This window comes from Streptomyces parvulus, from assembly GCF_014648855.1.
Lineage (GTDB): Bacteria > Actinomycetota > Actinomycetes > Streptomycetales > Streptomycetaceae > Streptomyces > Streptomyces parvulus.
In genome coordinates this window covers 1-16,554 of record NZ_BMRX01000009.1, presented here as the reverse complement: position 1 = coordinate 16,554, position 16,554 = coordinate 1, and the positions used below count along the sequence as shown (strand labels likewise).

General features: G+C 72.6%; 20 protein-coding genes. 10 read left to right on the top strand and 10 right to left on the bottom strand.

From position 1 onward, the window contains the following. Nucleotides 1-4: 4 nt before the first annotated feature. Nucleotides 5-1,405, top strand: coding sequence for a metallophosphoesterase (locus IE108_RS18310; protein WP_064729457.1), 1,401 nt, complete (start codon nucleotides 5-7; stop codon nucleotides 1,403-1,405). On the opposite strand, the gene IE108_RS18305 is transcribed toward IE108_RS18310, so the two are convergent. The 4 genes from IE108_RS18305 to IE108_RS18290 form a co-directional block, all read right to left on the bottom strand. Continuing rightward, a complete protein-coding gene (locus IE108_RS18305; RefSeq protein ID WP_064729458.1) occupies nucleotides 1,396-2,139 on the bottom strand; it encodes a TetR/AcrR family transcriptional regulator in 744 nt (247 codons plus the stop codon). The two genes, IE108_RS18310 and IE108_RS18305, sit on opposite strands and share 10 nt — an antisense overlap. Before the next feature lie 10 nt (nucleotides 2,140-2,149). Next, nucleotides 2,150-2,638, bottom strand: a complete 489-nt coding sequence (locus IE108_RS18300) for a thiol-disulfide oxidoreductase DCC family protein (protein WP_064729459.1) — start codon at nucleotides 2,636-2,638, stop codon at nucleotides 2,150-2,152. 4 nt (nucleotides 2,639-2,642) lie between these two features. Beyond that, nucleotides 2,643-3,050, bottom strand: coding sequence for a hypothetical protein (locus tag IE108_RS18295; RefSeq protein ID WP_064731938.1), 408 nt, complete (start codon nucleotides 3,048-3,050; stop codon nucleotides 2,643-2,645). Nucleotides 3,051-3,167: 117 nt separating this feature from the next. Next, nucleotides 3,168-3,578 carry a VOC family protein gene (locus tag IE108_RS18290; protein WP_064729460.1) on the bottom strand — a complete coding sequence of 137 codons (411 nt, stop codon included), beginning with the start codon at nucleotides 3,576-3,578 and terminating at the stop codon, nucleotides 3,168-3,170. A 167-nt stretch (nucleotides 3,579-3,745) separates the two neighbouring features. Between IE108_RS18290 and IE108_RS18285 the strand changes: the two genes are divergently transcribed. From IE108_RS18285 to IE108_RS18275, 3 genes are all read left to right on the top strand, one after another. Further along, the gene (locus IE108_RS18285) at nucleotides 3,746-4,210 is read left to right on the top strand and encodes a TM2 domain-containing protein (RefSeq protein ID WP_064729461.1); all 465 of its coding nucleotides are present in this window, start codon (nucleotides 3,746-3,748) and stop codon (nucleotides 4,208-4,210) included. Further along, nucleotides 4,203-4,619: a DUF2752 domain-containing protein gene (locus IE108_RS18280; RefSeq protein WP_079163642.1), complete on the top strand. Its 417-nt coding sequence runs from the start codon at nucleotides 4,203-4,205 to the stop codon at nucleotides 4,617-4,619. Before IE108_RS18285 ends, IE108_RS18280 begins: the two co-directional genes overlap by 8 nt. Before the next feature lie 204 nt (nucleotides 4,620-4,823). Next, the gene (locus IE108_RS18275; protein WP_064729462.1) at nucleotides 4,824-5,090 is read left to right on the top strand and encodes a TM2 domain-containing protein; all 267 of its coding nucleotides are present in this window, start codon (nucleotides 4,824-4,826) and stop codon (nucleotides 5,088-5,090) included. Between the two features lie 104 nt (nucleotides 5,091-5,194). Here the strand turns inward: IE108_RS18275 and IE108_RS18270 are convergent, their stop codons facing one another. The 5 genes from IE108_RS18270 to IE108_RS18250 form a co-directional block, all read right to left on the bottom strand. Continuing rightward, nucleotides 5,195-5,968 (bottom strand): succinate dehydrogenase iron-sulfur subunit, encoded by a 774-nt coding sequence (locus tag IE108_RS18270; protein ID WP_064729463.1) that lies wholly within the window; start codon nucleotides 5,966-5,968, stop codon nucleotides 5,195-5,197. Next, nucleotides 5,968-7,722 carry a succinate dehydrogenase flavoprotein subunit gene (gene sdhA, locus IE108_RS18265; RefSeq protein WP_064729464.1) on the bottom strand — a complete coding sequence of 585 codons (1,755 nt, stop codon included), beginning with the start codon at nucleotides 7,720-7,722 and terminating at the stop codon, nucleotides 5,968-5,970. Before sdhA ends, IE108_RS18270 begins: the two co-directional genes overlap by 1 nt. Nucleotides 7,723-7,741: 19 nt before the next feature. Further along, a complete protein-coding gene (locus IE108_RS18260) occupies nucleotides 7,742-8,224 on the bottom strand; it encodes a succinate dehydrogenase hydrophobic membrane anchor subunit (RefSeq protein ID WP_064729465.1) in 483 nt (160 codons plus the stop codon). A gap of 5 nt (nucleotides 8,225-8,229) precedes the next feature. After that, nucleotides 8,230-8,610, bottom strand: coding sequence for a succinate dehydrogenase, cytochrome b556 subunit (gene sdhC / locus IE108_RS18255; protein ID WP_079163643.1), 381 nt, complete (start codon nucleotides 8,608-8,610; stop codon nucleotides 8,230-8,232). A 181-nt stretch (nucleotides 8,611-8,791) separates the two neighbouring features. After that, complete coding sequence (locus tag IE108_RS18250) at nucleotides 8,792-9,343, bottom strand: 2-oxo-4-hydroxy-4-carboxy-5-ureidoimidazoline decarboxylase (protein WP_308433789.1); 552 nt, start codon at nucleotides 9,341-9,343, stop codon at nucleotides 8,792-8,794. Between the two features lie 229 nt (nucleotides 9,344-9,572). On the opposite strand from IE108_RS18250, the gene IE108_RS18245 reads away from it, so the two are divergent. From IE108_RS18245 to IE108_RS18220, 6 genes are all read left to right on the top strand, one after another. Then, a complete protein-coding gene (locus tag IE108_RS18245; RefSeq protein ID WP_229852137.1) occupies nucleotides 9,573-11,189 on the top strand; it encodes a beta-N-acetylhexosaminidase in 1,617 nt (538 codons plus the stop codon). 95 nt (nucleotides 11,190-11,284) lie between these two features. Next, nucleotides 11,285-11,821: a hypothetical protein gene (locus IE108_RS18240; RefSeq protein ID WP_064729467.1), complete on the top strand. Its 537-nt coding sequence runs from the start codon at nucleotides 11,285-11,287 to the stop codon at nucleotides 11,819-11,821. An 87-nt stretch (nucleotides 11,822-11,908) separates the two neighbouring features. Continuing rightward, a complete protein-coding gene (locus IE108_RS18235) occupies nucleotides 11,909-12,472 on the top strand; it encodes a hypothetical protein (protein WP_064729468.1) in 564 nt (187 codons plus the stop codon). Nucleotides 12,473-12,598: 126 nt separating this feature from the next. Continuing rightward, a complete protein-coding gene (locus tag IE108_RS18230) occupies nucleotides 12,599-13,006 on the top strand; it encodes a hypothetical protein (protein WP_107420255.1) in 408 nt (135 codons plus the stop codon). Between the two features lie 307 nt (nucleotides 13,007-13,313). Further along, complete coding sequence (locus tag IE108_RS18225; protein ID WP_064729470.1) at nucleotides 13,314-13,976, top strand: RNA polymerase sigma factor; 663 nt, start codon at nucleotides 13,314-13,316, stop codon at nucleotides 13,974-13,976. After that, on the top strand, nucleotides 13,976-15,175 hold the full coding sequence (locus IE108_RS18220) for a hypothetical protein (RefSeq protein ID WP_064729471.1): 1,200 nt from the start codon (nucleotides 13,976-13,978) through the stop codon (nucleotides 15,173-15,175). The genes IE108_RS18225 and IE108_RS18220 overlap by 1 nt, the downstream gene beginning before the upstream one ends. A gap of 139 nt (nucleotides 15,176-15,314) precedes the next feature. Here the strand turns inward: IE108_RS18220 and IE108_RS18215 are convergent, their stop codons facing one another. Further along, nucleotides 15,315-16,205 (bottom strand): L,D-transpeptidase family protein, encoded by an 891-nt coding sequence (locus IE108_RS18215; RefSeq protein WP_064729472.1) that lies wholly within the window; start codon nucleotides 16,203-16,205, stop codon nucleotides 15,315-15,317. Between the last annotated feature and the right edge of the window lie 349 nt (nucleotides 16,206-16,554).

Below are 16,554 nucleotides of genomic sequence, written 5' to 3'. Positions count from 1 at the left end.
CGGCATGGTGGTCGTCTTCGCGCTGGTCGCGCTGGCAGTGGTGAGCGTCCTCGTGACGTCCAACTGGTACCTGTGGCGGCGCCTGTTCCGCGACACGACGCGGGGCCCCGGCACCGCACGCCGCGTCGGCGGTGCGGTGATCGCCGGGGGCTGGGTGCTGGCCGTCGGCGCCCTGGTCGCCGAGCGCGCGGGCGCCCCCTTCCGGCTCCAGCAGATCCTGGCCTGGCCGGGCTTCCTGTGGCTGGCGCTCTCCATGTACCTGCTGCTCGCGCTGCTGGCCGGCGAGGTCGTCCGCCCGCTGCTGCGGCGGTTCCTGGAGCGGCGGGCGGGTGCGCCCGCGAGCGCCGGGCCCGCGGGCCAGGAGCGGATACCGGCCGGCACGGCCCCGTCCGAACGACCGGAGCCCACGGGTACGGCCGGGCCCGCCCGCACGGACGGCCCCACGGACACGGTCGGACCCACGGACACGGACGGCCCCACCGCCGGGGACCGACCCGTCGCCAGTGACGAACCCGCCGCCACGGACGGCCCCGTCGGCGCGCCGCCGCCGGCCGAGGCCCCCGCCGGTTCCCTCGCGCTGCCCTCCCGCCGGCTCTTCGTCTCCCGCGTGGTCGCCGGCGCCGCCGCCGCGGCCGCCGTCGGCACGGTCGCCCACGGCACGTACGGCGTGCTGAACGGCCCGTCCGTCAAGCGGGTCACCGTGCCGCTGGCCAAGCTCCCGCGCGCGGCGCACGGCTACCGCATCGCCGTGGTCAGCGACATCCACCTCGGCCCGGTGCTCGGCCGGGGCTTCGCGCGGATGGTCGTCGACACGATCAACTCCACGCAGCCCGACCTCATCGCCGTCGTCGGCGACCTGGTCGACGGCAGCGTGAAGGACCTCGGCCCGGCGGCGGCCCCACTGGCGGGTCTGAAGGCCCGGGACGGCGCGTACTTCGTCACCGGCAACCACGAGTACTTCTCCGGCGCCGAGCAGTGGGTCGCCGAGGTGCGGCGGCTCGGCCTGCTGCCGCTGGAGAACGCCCGCACCGAACTGCGCCACTTCGACCTCGCCGGCGTCAACGACGTCGCGGGCGAGGACGAGGGCCAGGGCCCCGACTACGCCAAGGCCCTCGGCGACCGGGACCGCGCCCGCGCGTGCGTGCTGCTCGCCCACCAGCCGGTGCAGATCCACGACGCCGTCGACCACGGCGTCGACCTCCAGCTCTCCGGCCACACCCACGGCGGCCAGCTCTGGCCGGGCAACCTCGTCGCGGGCGCCGCCAACCCCACCCTGGCGGGACTGGAGCGCTACGGCGACACCCAGCTCTACGTCAGCCGCGGCGCCGGAGCCTGGGGCCCGCCCACGCGCGTGGGGGCGGAGTCGGACATCACGGTGATCGAGCTGGCGTCCCGTCAGGCCTGACCGGAGGACCTGCGGCCCGGGTCCGGCAGCGCCCGCGTCATGCCCGGCAGGAAGTCCCTGAACAGTTCGTGCACCTCGCGCACCAGGGGCCGCAGGACCCGGAAGCGGGCCAGCACGACACCGCGCGCGGTGAGCCGGGCGCCGCGTTCGGCGAGCCGGTAGCTGCGCTCGCGCCCCTCCGTCCGGTCGAAGATCCAGTACAGGACGAGGCCCATCTGGGAGAGCCACATCAGCTCCGGCAGGATCTCCCGCAGGTCCTCGGGGACCTTGGTCTTCGCGCCGGCCAGCACCGCGCGGTGGATGCTGATGGCCTCCTGGCGCGCGTGCTCCGACTCGGGGGAGAAGGGGCTGAGCGGGCTGTCCGGGTCGGCGGCGTTCTTGAAGAACTGCACCGCGAACTCGTGGTACGGCGTGGCGATGTCCAGCCAGACCTTCAGCACGCCCGCCAGCCGGGCCTCCAGGTCGCTCTCCGCGGCCAGCACCTCGCGGACCGCCGCCTGGTGCTCGGCGGCGATCCGGTCGTAGAAGCCCTGGATCAGGTGCTCCTTGCCCGCGAAGTAGTAGTACGCGTTCCCGACGGAGACCCCGGCCTCCTGGGCGATGGCCCGCATCGTGGTCCGGTCGTAGCCGCGTTCCTGGAACAGCCGCATGGCCGTCTCCAGGATCAGCGCGCGGGTCTGCTCGGACTTGGTGAGGGGGGCGCCGTCGTCGGGGCCGTCGTTCTTCGCAGGCACGGGAGCGAGCCTAACCAGTGGCGCAGGCGCCGTCGTCACACCCGGGTCCGGCGTACCTCCAGCCGAGGCCCGGCTCGTACACCCACCCGTCGGCCCGGCGGTACCCGTTGCCGCCCCACCGCTGCCCCCCGCCCCGCCACTTCGCGGCGGCCAGCACGGCCCCGCGGGCGAGCCGGGCGCCCGCGGGGGTGCTGAGCCGGTGGGCGAGGGCGCGGTGCTCGCGCAGGGCCCATAGGACGACGACCCAGGCGGCGGCGCCCCGGTAGACCTGGCCGGCGTCGCCGACGGCGGTGACCTCGTCCAGGGTGGCCGCGTGGTCGAGGCCGGGCAGCCGCCGGCGGGCCTCGTCGGAGCCGGCCGGGACCAGGTCCAGCTCCACCAGGCGGGGCTGGCGCAGCAGCCAGTCCCGTACGTGGGTGCACAGGGAGCACTCGGCGTCGTAGAGGACGGTGAGCCGGCGCACGGGGGCGCCGGCCGTCGTCCCGGGAGCGGGAGCCATCGGCTCAGGCTCCGGCCGTCGGGGCCACCCAGCCCTGCGGCGGGACCGGGGGCACCTGCTCCCGCTCCATCATGCCGCGCCGCCGGATCCTGTTGAGCACGTAGACGTTGCCCAGGTGCATCACGCCGAGGACCAGCAGCACCACGCCGAGCTTGGTCGAGAGGGCCTCGAAGATGCCGCGGGTGTCGGTGATGGTCTCGTCGCCGCTCAGGTAGAGGGCGACGAAGCCGAGGTTGACCAGGTAGAAGCCGACCACCAGGAGGTGGTTGACGGCGTCGGCCAGCTTCTCGTTGCCGTGCAGGACGTCGGAGAGGAAGACCCGTCCGTTGCGGCTGAGCGTGCGGGCCACCCAGACGGTCAGACCGATGCTGACGGCCAGGTAGATGACGTAGGCGATGACGGTGCGGTCCATGCCCCACCCCTTCTTGAACGCGTTCAAAACGCTGACAGGACTGACTGTAGACCTGCTTTTGAACATGTTCAACACGGGGGATGGTGGCCCGCGTCACGGGCGCCGCGCCGGCACGGTTCAGGGGCGGCGGCCCAGCTCCGGGCGCTTGGAGTAGTCGGTCAGGCCGATGACGTTGCCCCACGGGTCGGCGAACTCCACCGTCCAGCCGGTGGCCACCGGGAACGGCTCGTCGAGCGTCGGCACCCCGGCCTCCCGCAGCGCGGCGGTGGCCCGGCGGGCGTCGGTCGTCTCCAGCCACACCCGGGCCGAGGGCCACATCGGCGGCTGCCGGCCGAACTCCTCCTCCGCCCGCAGCAGCAGACCGGGCGTCTCGCCGCCCACCTTCAGCAGCGCGATCCCGGCCTCGTCGAGCCGGTAGGCGACGGTGAAGCCGGCCCGCGCGTAGAAGTCGACGGCCTCGCCGAGGTTCCCGACGGGCAGCAGCACGTTGTCGAACCCGAGCAGTTCGTACGACTCATGATCTGACATGACGTCAGATTAGGTGTGCGCGGGCGCCGTACGGACGGACCGGGCGGCGACGCAGCGGCGCCGTCACCCGCCCGGACGGACGGCCGTTCCCGGCCCCGGCTTCTCCTTCGCGGCTCCGGTCCTGCAATATGACCGGCAGCTTTTCCCGTCCCTAGGAGTGACCCACTGTGAGCGAGCAGCCGCCCCAGCCTTCCCAGCCGCCCGGCTACGGCTACCCGAACCAGGGCGCGGGCCCGGCAGGGCAGTCCGGCCCCTACGGCTACCCCCAGGGCGGCCAGCAGCCCCCGCCCGGCGGCTACCAGACCCCCGGCTACCCGCAGGGCGCTCCCGGCTACCAGACCCCCGGTTACCCCCCGCCGGGGCCGGGCTACTACGTCACCGACCCGGGCGCCCCCTACGGCTACGACCCCTACGGACGCCCGTACTCGGACAAGTCGAAGATCGTCGCCGGTGTGCTCCAGCTCTTCCTCGGCAGCTTCGGCATCGGCCGCTTCTACGTCGGCTCCGTCGGCATAGGCGTGGCCCAGCTGCTGACCTGCGGCGGCCTCGGCTTCTGGGCACTGATCGACGGCATCATGTACCTGGTCAGCAACGACCGCACGGACGACCAGGGCCGCGTCCTGCGTGGCTGAGGCCGTGCCGACCGCGCCGTCCGGCCGGCGGCGCCGGTGGCATCCCGCGGCCGCACCCCTCGCGGTGCTCGTCGCGGGCGCCGCCGGTGCGGGGTACCTGTGGGGCACCGACCCGCACGAGGGCGGCCATCCGCTGCCCCAGTGCCCCTTCCGCTTCGTCACCGGGCTGCTCTGCCCGGCCTGCGGCGCCACGCGCATGGTCTACGACCTGATGCACGGTCACCTCGCCGCGGCCTGGCTGGACAACCGCGCCCTGCTGCTCGCCGCGCCGTTCGCGCTGGCCCTGTGGGCCCGCTGGACGGTGGAGGGCCTGCGCGGCCGCTCCTACCGCCCCGCGATCGCCCCGTGGGGCCAGGCGCTGATCCTGCTGACCGCGGTGGCCTGGACGGTCGTACGCAACGTCGTATGAGCAATGATCACGAAACGGGAACGTTGGATCATAATATTTCCCAACTGACCCACCCGTCTCCTACGCTTCGTCACGCACAGGGGGGGACGGCCACGTCACTGACGTGAGCCGCCGTGCGTCGAGCGTGCGATCAGCGGTGTTCCCTCCTGGGCCGCCGGGGCCATCCCGCCCCGGTCCGTCCCACATCCTTCCAGGAGCACCACCATGACCGTCCCCCCGAACACCGCCGCTCCCTACGGTGTCGACCCGCAGGGCCGTCCGTACTCGGACAAGTCGAAGATCGTCGCCGGCATCCTCCAGCTCTTCCTGGGCACCCTGGGCATCGGCCGCTTCTACGTCGGCTCGGTCGGCGTCGGCGTGGCCCAGCTGCTCACCTGCGGCGGTCTCGGCTTCTGGGCGCTGATCGACGGCATCATCTTCCTGGTCAGCAACGACCGCACGGACAAGGAAGGCCGCCCGCTGCGCGGCTGACGCCCCGTCGTCCGGGCGGCACCGCCGCCGCCCGGGGGCGCACAACGGCCGAGGGCCCCGATCGCGTCGATCGGGGCCCTCGGCCGTGGCGGTCGTCCCGCGGGTCAGAAGCGGCGCGTGATCAGCGCCCGCTTCACCTCCGCGATCGCCTTGGTGACCTCGATGCCGCGCGGGCAGGCGTCCGTGCAGTTGAAGGTCGTACGGCAGCGCCAGACGCCGTCGCGGTCGTTGAGGACCTCCAGCCGCTGCTCCCCGGCCTCGTCGCGCGAGTCGAAGATGAAGCGGTGGGCGTTCACGATCGCGGCGGGGCCGAAGTACTGCCCGTCGTTCCAGAACACCGGGCACGACGAGGTGCAGGCGGCGCACAGGATGCACTTGGTCGTGTCGTCGAAGCGCTCGCGGTCCTCGGCGGACTGCAGGCGCTCGCGCGTCGGCTCGTTGGTGTCCTTCGTGATCAGGAAGGGCATCACGTCCCGGTACGCCTGGAAGAACGGCTCCATGTCGACGACCAGGTCCTTCAGGACCGTCAGGCCCTTTATGGGCTCGACCGTGATCGGCTTCTCGGGGCTGAGGTCCTTGATCAGCGTCTTGCAGGCCAGCCGGTTCTTGCCGTTGATCCGCATGGCGTCCGACCCGCAGATGCCGTGCGCGCAGGAGCGGCGGAAGGTCAGGCTTCCGTCCAGGTCCCACTTGATCTTGTGCAGCGCGTCGAGGACGCGCTCCTTGGGGTCGATCTCCAGCTGGAAGTCTTCCCAGGCGGCCTCGGCGGCGACCTCCGGGTTGAACCGGCGGACGCGGAAGGTGACCGTGATGTAAGGGGAGTCGGCGAAGCCGGGCTCGGGGGCCGAGTCGCTCTTCTCCATGACAGGGGTAGCCATCAGTACTTACGCTCCATCGGCTGGTAGCGGGTCTGGACGACCGGCTTGTAGTCGAGCCGGATGGACTCGGCGCCGTCGTCGCCCACCTCGCGGTACGCCATGGTGTGGCGCATGAAGTTGACGTCGTCGCGGTTGGGGTAGTCCTCGCGGTAGTGACCGCCGCGCGACTCCTTGCGGGCGAGGGCGGAGACCGCCATCACCTCGGCCAGGTCGAGCAGGTTGCCCAGCTCGACGGCCTCCAGCAGGTCGGTGTTGAAGCGCCGGCCCTTGTCCTGGATCGACACGTTCTTGTAGCGGGCGCGCAGTTCGGCGATCTTCTCGACGGCCGTCTTGATCGTCTGCTCGGTGCGGAACACCATGACGTTGGCGTCCATGCACTCCTGCAGCTCGCGGCGGAGCACCGCCACCCGCTCGGTGCCGGTGGAGGACCGCAGCCGCTCGATCTGCTCGACGACCAGGGACTCCGGGTCGGCGGGCAGCTCGACGAAGTCCGCCTTCTGGGAGTACTCCGCGGCGGCGATGCCGGCCCGGCGGCCGAAGACGTTGATGTCGAGCAGCGAGTTGGTGCCCAGGCGGTTGGCGCCGTGCACCGACACGCAGGCCACCTCGCCGGCCGCGTACAGGCCCGGGACGACGGTGGTGTTGTCCGCGAGGACCTCGCCCTCGACGTTGGTTGGGATGCCGCCCATGGCGTAGTGCGCGGTGGGCTGGATCGGGATCGGGTCCGTGTAGGGCTCGATGCCGAGGTAGGTCCGCGCGAACTCCGTGATGTCCGGGAGCTTGGCGTCCAGCTGCTCCGGCGGGAGGTGCGTGAGGTCCAGGTAGACGTGGTCGCCCTCGGGACCGCAGCCGCGGCCCTCGCGGATCTCCGTGTAGATGGAGCGCGAGACGACGTCGCGGGAGGCGAGGTCCTTCATGACCGGCGCGTACTTCTCCATGAAGCGCTCGCCGTCCTTGTTGCGCAGGATGCCGCCCTCACCGCGGGCGCCCTCCGTCAGCAGGATGCCCATGCGCCAGATGCCGGTCGGGTGGAACTGGAAGAACTCCATGTCCTCCAGCGGCAGTCCGCGCCGGTAGACGGCCGCCTGGCCGTCGCCGGTGAGGGTGTGCGCGTTGGAGGTCACCTTGAAGAACTTGCCGGTGCCGCCGGAGGCGTAGATCACGGACTTCGCCTGGAAGACGTGGATCTCGCCGGTCGCCAGCTCGTAGGCGACGACGCCGGACGACTTCTTGACGCCGTCGACCTCGGTGATCAGCTGGTCCAGGACGTAGAACTCGTTGAAGAACTCCACGCCCTCCTTGACGCAGTTCTGGTACAGCGTCTGGAGGATCATGTGGCCGGTGCGGTCGGCCGCGTAGCAGGAGCGGCGGACCGGCGCCTCGCCGTGGTTGCGGGAGTGCCCGCCGAAGCGGCGCTGGTCGATCGTGCCGTCGGGCGTCCGGTTGAAGGGCAGGCCCATCTTCTCCAGGTCGAGGACCGAGTCGATGGCCTCCTTCGCCAGGATCTCGGCGGCGTCCTGGTCGACCAGGTAGTCACCGCCCTTGACCGTGTCGAAGGTGTGCCACTCCCAGTTGTCCTCCTCCACGTTGGCCAGCGCGGCGGCCATGCCGCCCTGCGCGGCGCCCGTGTGGGAGCGGGTGGGGTAGAGCTTCGTCAGGACGGCGGTGCGGCTGCGCTTCGTCGACTCGATGGCCGCGCGCATGCCGGCGCCACCGGCGCCGACGATGACGGTGTCGTACTTGTGTACCTTCATGATTTTCGCAGCCCCGTGCCTAGCGGATGTTCGGGTCGAAGGTGAAGATCACCAGCGTGCCCAGCAGGATGGTGAACACCGTGGCGGTGTAGAGCAGGCCCTTCAGCCACAGGCGGGTGTTCGGGCGCTCCGCGTAGTCGTTGATGACCGTGCGCAGGCCGTTGCCGCCGTGCAGCATCGCGAGCCAGAGCATCGCCAGGTCCCAGACCTGCCAGAACGGCGAGGCCCAGCGGCCGGCCACGAAGGCGAAGCCGATCTTCGAGACGCCGCCGTCCAGCACCAGCTGGATGAGCAGGTGGCCGATGACCAGGACGACCAGCACCACGCCGGACAGGCGCATGAACAGCCAGGCGACCATCTCGAAGTTGCCACGGGTGGACTTCGGGGTCTTCTTGGTGCGCGCGCGGGGGGCTTCGATGAGCGGCGCCGGGTTGTCGACCGTGTAGAGGGAGGCGCCCTCGACGGGGCCGATCCCGGACGCGGTGGATTCAGTCGTGGACATTGGCGTCAGCTCCCGAACAGTTCACGAGCGGCGTGGCCGAGGACGGGGTAGATCGCCCCGATCATCAGCACGACCCACAGGGCGACGACGGTCCAGAGCATCTGCTTCTGGTAGCGGGCGCCCTTGACCCAGAAGTCGACGGCGATGACGCGCAGGCCGTTGAGCGCGTGGAAGAGGATGGCGGCGACGAGGCCGTACTCCAGCAGCGCGACGATCGGCGTCTTGTACGTGGCCACGACGGTGTCGTAGGCCTCGGGGGACACCCGCACGAGAGCGGTGTCCAGCACGTGAACGAACAGGAAGAAGAAAATGAGGACGCCGGTGACTCGATGAGCCACCCAGGACCACATTCCTTCCCGGCCGCGGTACAGCGTTCCAGCCGGCACGGAAATTTCCTCCGGGAGCGGGGATTGGGGCCGCGCCGGCTTTCCTTGTCGGTCGGGCCCGGCCGGGTACGGTCCACCGGCCCCCAGCATGGTAGCGACGGTTGCCTGCGGCGCTTACGGGGGGCCTGCCGGTGTGATCAAAGTTGCACTCAAAGGAGCAGCGGACGGGGGGCGCGGCGGCTCAGGGGGTGGGGGTTTGGGTGCTTTGCCGGGTGCGCGTGGTCTGTGGCCGGTCGCGCCGTTCCCCGCGCCCCTGGAGGGCGCTGCTCAGCCGCGCTCCTGCCAGGCGGCGGAGTTCCTCCGCTGCCACCAGGCGTTCCTCGTCCGGATCGTTCGCCAATCGTGACCGGATGGCTGCCAGTACCTGGTCCAGTGACTCGTCGGGGTTCAAGCCGTCCAGGCAGATGACGAACACGTGTCCGAAGCGGGACTCGTAGGCCGCGTGGGCCGCGCTCAGGGCCGTGTGGGCCGCGGCGTAGGTGTCCGGCGGGAGGGCGGGGAGCGCCTCGGCCGACAGGGCCTCGGTCAGGGCGGCCGGTGTCAGGTCGTACGCCGCCTCGTCGGCCGCCGCGAGCAGGGCGGGGAGGTCGGGATACGGCCGGTGGGCCGACAGGCGCAGGGCCCAGTCGCGGCTTCGCAGGCAGGCCAGGAGGGTGCGGACGGCCTCGTCCGCGGGGGCCGCGTTGAAGTGCTCCAGGGTGGAGGGCGTTGCCGGAGTGGCGCGTGTTTGCACCGGTACCGGTATGGCCACTCGGCCGGAGAGATCTGGGAGGCGGTGCACAGGAAGCGTGGTCCTCGTGGGCGTCACGTGCGTGTCGGCAGGGGATGGTGCGAAGGATGTGGCGTCACGTTATCGAGTGACGGCATGACGTGTCCGACCGATGCCCGAATTTCACCCGAACGGGAGAGTTTCAGAACATGTGGTGGACGCATTGCGGCAGCGGCGCCCTTAGGTTGGCGCTGTGAGCGAGCACGGACGCCGGACGCCGGCGAACAAGGTGAGGCAGCGGGCCGTCATCGCCGGTGCGGTGGTCGCCTCGCTCGGCGTGGGAGTCGGCCTGTGGGCCACCGACGGTGACGGTGACGGCGCACCCGCGAGCCGGGCCGCCCCCTCCTCCGCGGAGGCGGCCGCGCCCAGCCCGAGCCGGTCCTACCCGCTGTCGGCGGAACCGCGCACCATACCCGCCGTACGCGAGCACACCGCGGCCCGCGGACCCGGCTGGCAGCCGGAGAAGGACCACCGCGTCGTCGTCGCGGACGCCTCCCTCGCCGACGAGGGCAAGCAGATCGCCGGCGACCTCGGGATGACGTACGCGGGGGAGAAGGACGACGAGCGCGCGGGGGACGTGCTGCTCGACGTACAGGCCGACAAGGGCGCGAACCCGGAGTCGTACACCATGACCGTGCGCGACGGGCGCGTCACCGTCACCGGGCCCGCCGAGGCCGGCGTCTACTACGGGACCCGCACCCTGAAGCAGGCCGTGGACGGCGGCGGCACCGCGCCGGAGGGCGTGGTGAAGGACGCGCCGGCCAAGCCGAAGCGCGGGTTCTCGCTGGACATCGCGCGCAAGCACTACGACGCCGACTGGATCAAGGACCGGATACGCGAGCTGGGCGACCTCAAGTTCAACGAGCTGGGCCTGCACTTCTCGGACGACCAGGCCTTCCGCATCGAGTCCGACTCGCACCCCGAGATCGTCTCGGACGACCACCTCAGCAAGGCCGAGATGAAGGAGATCATCGATCTCGCCGCCTCGCGCCACATCACCGTCGTCCCCGAGATCGACTCGCCCGGACACCTCGGCGCCGTGATCGCCGCCCACCCGGACCTCCAGCTGCGCAACGCGCAGGGCACCCCGACGCGCGGCGCGATCGACATCTCCAAGCCGGAGGCCGCCGACATCGTCGACGACCTGCTCGACGAGTACGCCGACCTCTTCCCCGGGTCGCAGTTCCACCTGGGCGCCGACGAGTACCAGGCGCTCGTGGTGCCCGACCCCGAGGCGTCCTACCCGGACCTGGCGGCCGCCGCCCGCAAGGCCTACGGCTCCGGCGGCACCGTCGCCGACCTCACCACCCAGTGGCTGAACGACCGCGCCAAGACCGTGCAGGCCCACGACCGCGTCCCGCGCGCCTGGAACGACGGCTTCTTCAAGGACACCTCCGTCGAGCCGTCCAAGGACATCAAGGTCGCCTACTGGACCGGCAAGGAGATCGGCGCCCGCCCGCCCACCGAGTACCTCGCCGAGGGACGCCAGGTCCTCAACTACAACGACGAGTTCCTCTACTACGTGCTCGGCGAGCCGCAGACCTTCGTCTACCCGACCGGCGAGCGCATCTACGAGCAGTGGACCCCGCGGGTCATCCGCGGCACCACGCCCGTCGACGCCGAGTACGACGACCAGATACTCGGCGGCAGCTTCGCGGTCTGGGGCGACATCCCGAGCGCGCAGACCCAGGCGCAGGTCGCCGAGGGCATCCGGCTGCCGCTGGCGGCGACGGTGCAGAAGCTCTGGGACGCCGGTGAACCCGAACTGTCCTGGGCCCAGTTCAAGTCGCTGGCGGACCGGCTCGACTGACCGGGCGGTACGAGATTGTCCCGTCCGGCTGCGAACCGGCGTACGGCTGTGGTGGTCTTTGGGCAGCCGAACCGACACGCCGGGGGGACCGGGACATGGGGTACTGGGGGTATTTCGTCGTGGGCCGCGGCGAGCGGCCGCTCGCCGAGATGGACGCGCTGGCGGCCGCCGCGGACATGACCCTGCGCCAGTCCGCGCCGGACGGCTGGCAGGTGTGGGAGTTCCCGGGCGGCGACGGGGACGTCGGGAACATGAACGACCTGGCCGGCCAGAGCGGCGCGCCCGCCCTGTTCGGGTACGTCATGGACAGCGACTGCGTGGTGGTGGAGGCGGCGGCGCCCGGCAGCGGGGCGTGGACGACCTGCCTGGCCCGGTCCGCGATGGCCGGGTACCTCGGCGCCGAACGGGACGGGCTCACGCTGGAGGACTACTTCCTGGAGCCCCGCGACGCCGCCGAACGCGCCGTCGCCTGGGCCGCCGAGGCCGGGCGCACCGCGAGCGCCGCCGAGCTGGCCGAGGTGCTGGCGGCGGACCCGGCCGCCGGTCCGGACGCCGGGGGAGACGACGCCGGTCCGGTGGCCGAAAAGCTCTTCTTCCGGTTCCTCGACCGGCTGGGCGTCGTGCCGCTGTGACACTCCCGGACCGTCGCACGCTGTAAGGGGCAGTGCGGGCTCCGTGGTGGTGAGCGGGGCGAATCGGCGGTAACAGGGAGGCAACCGATGAGCCTGGTGGAACTGGTCGCGCGGGCCGACGCGCGCGGACTGGCCGCGAGTGGACTGGCTTGTTTGGATCGCTGTCTGCCGCTGCTCGACGGCGGCGACGACGTCCTCAGACCACTGTGGGCGGCCCTCGCCGTCGACACCGCCGACACCGCCGACACCTCCGGTCCCGACTGGGCCGAGGAGTTGGCGCGGGTGCGGGCCGAAGTCGCGGGACTCGGGGGACCGGGGGGAACGGACGGCGACGACGAGGCGGTGCTCCTGGTCCGCGGGATGCTCTCCGGCGCCCCGGACGACCGCTCCGTCCCGGCGCTGCGTGCCTGGGCCGACGCGTGCTCCGCCGCCGCGCTCCGCGTCCACCGGCTGCTGGACCCGGCGGCGGACCCGGCCGGGCCCGCCCCCCTCGTCGCGGGCGAACTGCGCCGCCAGACCGCGGTCCTGGAACTCCTCGCCGCGCACGGCCCGGCCGGGGTGCGCCCCGCCCTGGAGGCCTCCACCGAGGGCCGTCGCGTCCTGCGCGCGGTCGTCTCCCGCCGGGCCCGGGGCCACGACGCCCGCCTGTGACGGTCGTGCGGGGAACGCGCGGCGGCGGTGCGCCGGACGTGGCGGAGGTGGGGCGGTCCTGCGCCGGTTGGGGAACGGCCGCCGCGAGCCTGTGACGAAACTCCGCCGGACGGCGCTCTAGCCCATGTGACGACTGTGACCAGCGGATTGACGACCCAGCAGGAGAACCGGCCGCAGGCCGCCGCCAAGCCGGTGCGGTGGGCCGCGGACGCGGTGGCCACCATGCGCGAGGGCGCCCGGCTGCGCCTCGACTACTCGGCGCAGAGTCTGTGGCGCGTGGACCGCGTGATCGACGGCATCCGCCGCGAGGGCGCGCCGTACGCCGCGGTGGAGACGGCGCTGCGCGGCCTCGGGGCCTACGCCGGCGAGGTGATCGCGCGGGAGACCGGCGGGGAGTGGTGGGCGACCGGCGGCGACCACTGGATCCGCACCCCCGACGGACGGCTGTGGGACCCCGTCGACGAGGCCCGCCGCTGCTTCGGCGGACACGGCTCGCTGCGGCTCCTGTGCCGGGATGCGACGGCGGCCCGCTGAGGCCGTCGGCCCTGGCCGCCATGGCAACGGCCGGGGCCGCCACCCCCCACAGGAGAGGCCCCGGCCGTCGCGCGGCACGGGCCGCGCGGCGGCCCGTACTCCCTTCAGCGCCGGGAGTGCGTTTTCTGTCACACCTCACCGCGTCACGGGTTAGTTGCATCTTGTACGGCAATGCGATCAGGACATGGACGACTGGCGGTTTCAAGACGTAACGTGCCATTCGCGCCGACCAGCGAGTGCCTGCATCCCGCTCGCGTGGCGGTAGACCACCGCAACCATCCGTGAGGCGCAAAGAGAGGCGCGTTCTGTGCTGGGGGACGACGCGGAGCTGACCGCCGCGCTGCACGCGGCACAGGACGGGGACGAGCACGCGTTCCGGACTGTGTACCGCGCCGTGCATCCGCGGCTGCTGGGGTACGTCCGCACGCTCGTCGGCGATCACGACGCCGAGGACGTCGCGTCCGAGGCCTGGCTGCAGATCGCGCGCGACCTGGAGCGGTTCGACGGGGACGCCGACCGGTTCCGCGGCTGGGCGGCCCGGATCGCCCGCAACCGCGCGCTGGACCACATCCGGATGCGCGGCCGCCGGCCCGCCGTCGGCGGCGACGAGACGGAGCTGACCGGCAGGCCCGCCGAGTCCGACACCGCGGGCGAGGCCATGGAGGCCCTGGCCACCGACAGCACCCTCTCGCTCATCGCCCGGCTGCCCCAGGACCAGGCCGAGGCCGTCGTCCTGCGCGTGGTGGTCGGCCTCGACGCCAAGAGCGCCGCCGAGACGCTGGGCAAGCGGCCCGGGGCCGTCCGCACCGCCGCGCACCGCGGCCTGAAGCGGCTGGCAGAACTGCTCGCCTGCGATCCGGAATCCGGCCGCGGGCTCGACGCCCTGCCGCCGCAGCGAGAACCGCGCGGTCCTGCGGTGACGTCCGCGAGTGTGACGCATACGCGTGCGCGGACGCAGAAGGACATGTGATGGCCGACGAGCAGGACAAGTGGCTGGACCGCGAAACGGCGGAGCTGCTGCTGCGCGGAGAGTCGCCCGACGCCGTCCTCCCGCCGGCCCGCGCTCACGCCGAACGGCTCGCCCTGGCCCTGGGCGCGCTCTCCGTGCCGCCCCCGCCGGACGGCGAGGAACTCCCGGGTGAGGAAGCCGCGTTGGCCGCCTTCCGCAAGGCCTGCGCCGAACGCGCCGACCTCTCCGCGGGGGCGCGCGGCAGCCTCGCGGCCGGCCGCGCGGACCGCCCCCACGAGACCGTTCTGGTGCGCATCGCCCGGCGCCGCGAGACACCCGGGCGCAACCGCAGGACCGGTCCGCTGCGGCTCGGGCTGGTCGCCGCGCTGGCTCTCGGCATGGTCGGCGGGGTGGCCGTGGCCGCCGGAACCGGAGTGCTGCCCTCCCCGTTCCACCACACCCAACCGGAACCCGCCGCCAGCGCCTCGACCGCGGAGTCGCCCGACCGCCCGCTCGTGACGCCCCCGCCGATGGACGACACGCAGGGCGGTGCGGCCCCCGGGAACACCCCCTCGGGCCCGCCCGGTACGGAAGCCCCGGACGCCGACGGCACCGCCGCGGACGGCACCGCCGAGCGCGGGGACGCGGACGACCGGGGAACCGGCGGGTCCGACGGCCGGCGCTCCGCACTCGTCGCCGCCTGCCGCAAGGTGCGGGCCGGCCAGCAGCCCGACGGAGCCCACCGGCGCGACCTGAAGGAGGTGGCCGGCGGCTCGTCGCGCGTCGGGCGCTTCTGCAAGGGCCTCCTCGCCGTCGTCGAAGCCGACGGCCGCGACTCCCGGCACTCCGGCGAGAAGTCCCGGGACGCCGAACTCCGGCGGGACGACGGCCGGAACGGCCGGGACAGCCGCGACAGCCGCGACAGCCGCGACGGCCGGGACGGCAAGGACGGGAAGAAGGACGGCGACGGCAAAGGCGGCAAAGGCGGCAAAAGCGGCAAGGGCGGCAAGCGGGGCGACGGCGGTGAGGGTGACGGTGACGACGGCAAGGACGGCGACGACGACCGCGGCCCGGCTCCGTACACCCGCGACACCCGCGGCGCCCACACCCGCTCCGCTCCCTCGGCCTCCTCGGCTCTCCACCCTCTGACCTGCGGTTTCGAGGATTCCCGGGCGGTGTGCGCGGGGGGTGTGACACTTTCGGCCACCCGGGCGCAGTAATGAGTGAGCCGACTGGTCATCGGCTTCCGCACCGAGCCGGGGTTCCCCCCGTACCTGCGGCTCGTGCACCTGGCGCGGGCGGGACACGTTCCCCCGGTCCCGCCCGCGCCCCATCCCACTCCTCTCCGCCCCTCGCGCCTCACCGGTGGACGACGACCTTGTCGCCGTTCCTCACCTGCGCGAACAGGTCCGCCATCGCCGCCTCGTCCCGCACGTTGACGCAGCCGTGGGAGGCACCCGCGTAGCCGCGGGCCGCGAAGTCGTACGAGTAGTGCACCGCCTGGCCGCCGCTGAAGAAGAGCGCGTAGGGCATGGCCGTGTCGTACAGCGTCGACCAGTGCTCGCGGGACTTCCAGTACACCTCGAAGACGCCCTCGCGGGTCGGTGTGCGCTGCGAGCCGAAGCGCACGGACACCGTCGAGACGGTCCGCCCGTCCACCATCCAGCGCAACGTCCGGCTCGACTTGCTCACGCAGAGGGCCCGGCCGGTCAGACAGCGCGGGTCGGGCTCGGCGGCCGGCTGCCCGCCCATCAGGTACAGGTCCCACTCGCCGGGCTCGCGCGTCATGTCCAGCAGCCGCCGCCAGGTCACCGTGTCGGTGCGGCCCGTCCTCGGCAGCCCGCGCTTGCCCTGGAAGCCGCTCACCGCGCGCTCGGTCAGGTCGTCGTACGTCCCGGTGGGCCCGTCGACGAGCCACTCGACCTGGCGCAGCCGGGCCTGGAGTTCGCGCACGTCGCGGCCGGAGTCGCCGCGCGTCCACAGCACCCGGGCCGGCATCGGCTCCGGACCGGAACCGGAACCCGGCTCGCGCGAAGGGCCCCGCGCCCCCGGCTCGTCCGGCGGCCCGCTCGACGGCCGGCCCTCGTGAGGCGTGCGCCGCGGCGGGTCGCCGGTGACGTCGACGCGCACCGGCGAGTGCCCCTTGCCGTCCGGACCCGTGCCCTGCACGGTGCAGCCGGCCGCGACCAGCGCGGCCCCCAGGGCGAGGGCGACCGCCCTGCCCGCGTTCCCCATACCCGCCCCGCTCATCACGGCCCCCCGTCGTCCCACTGCTGCGCACGGATGTCCCCTGAGATGTTCCCCGCGGATGACGCGGCCCGAACGGCACGGCATCGTTGTGACCGGGACCGCATGCAGGCTGTGAGCAAGGTCCCAGGGTGCGCCTCTCCACCGGGTGCACGCGCGCGGATACAGTCCGTCGGAGGATCGGCCTGTACTGGCGGGTAGGTGACGGGTGGTCCGATCGGTTCGAACAGGTGCTCAGCGGGAGGCAACACACCATGGCGCGCGAGTCGGGCAGTGCCCGGACCACGGAGAGTGGACTGCCCATCGAGCCGGTCTACGGGCCCGGTGACCAGGAGGGCTGGGACCCGGCCGA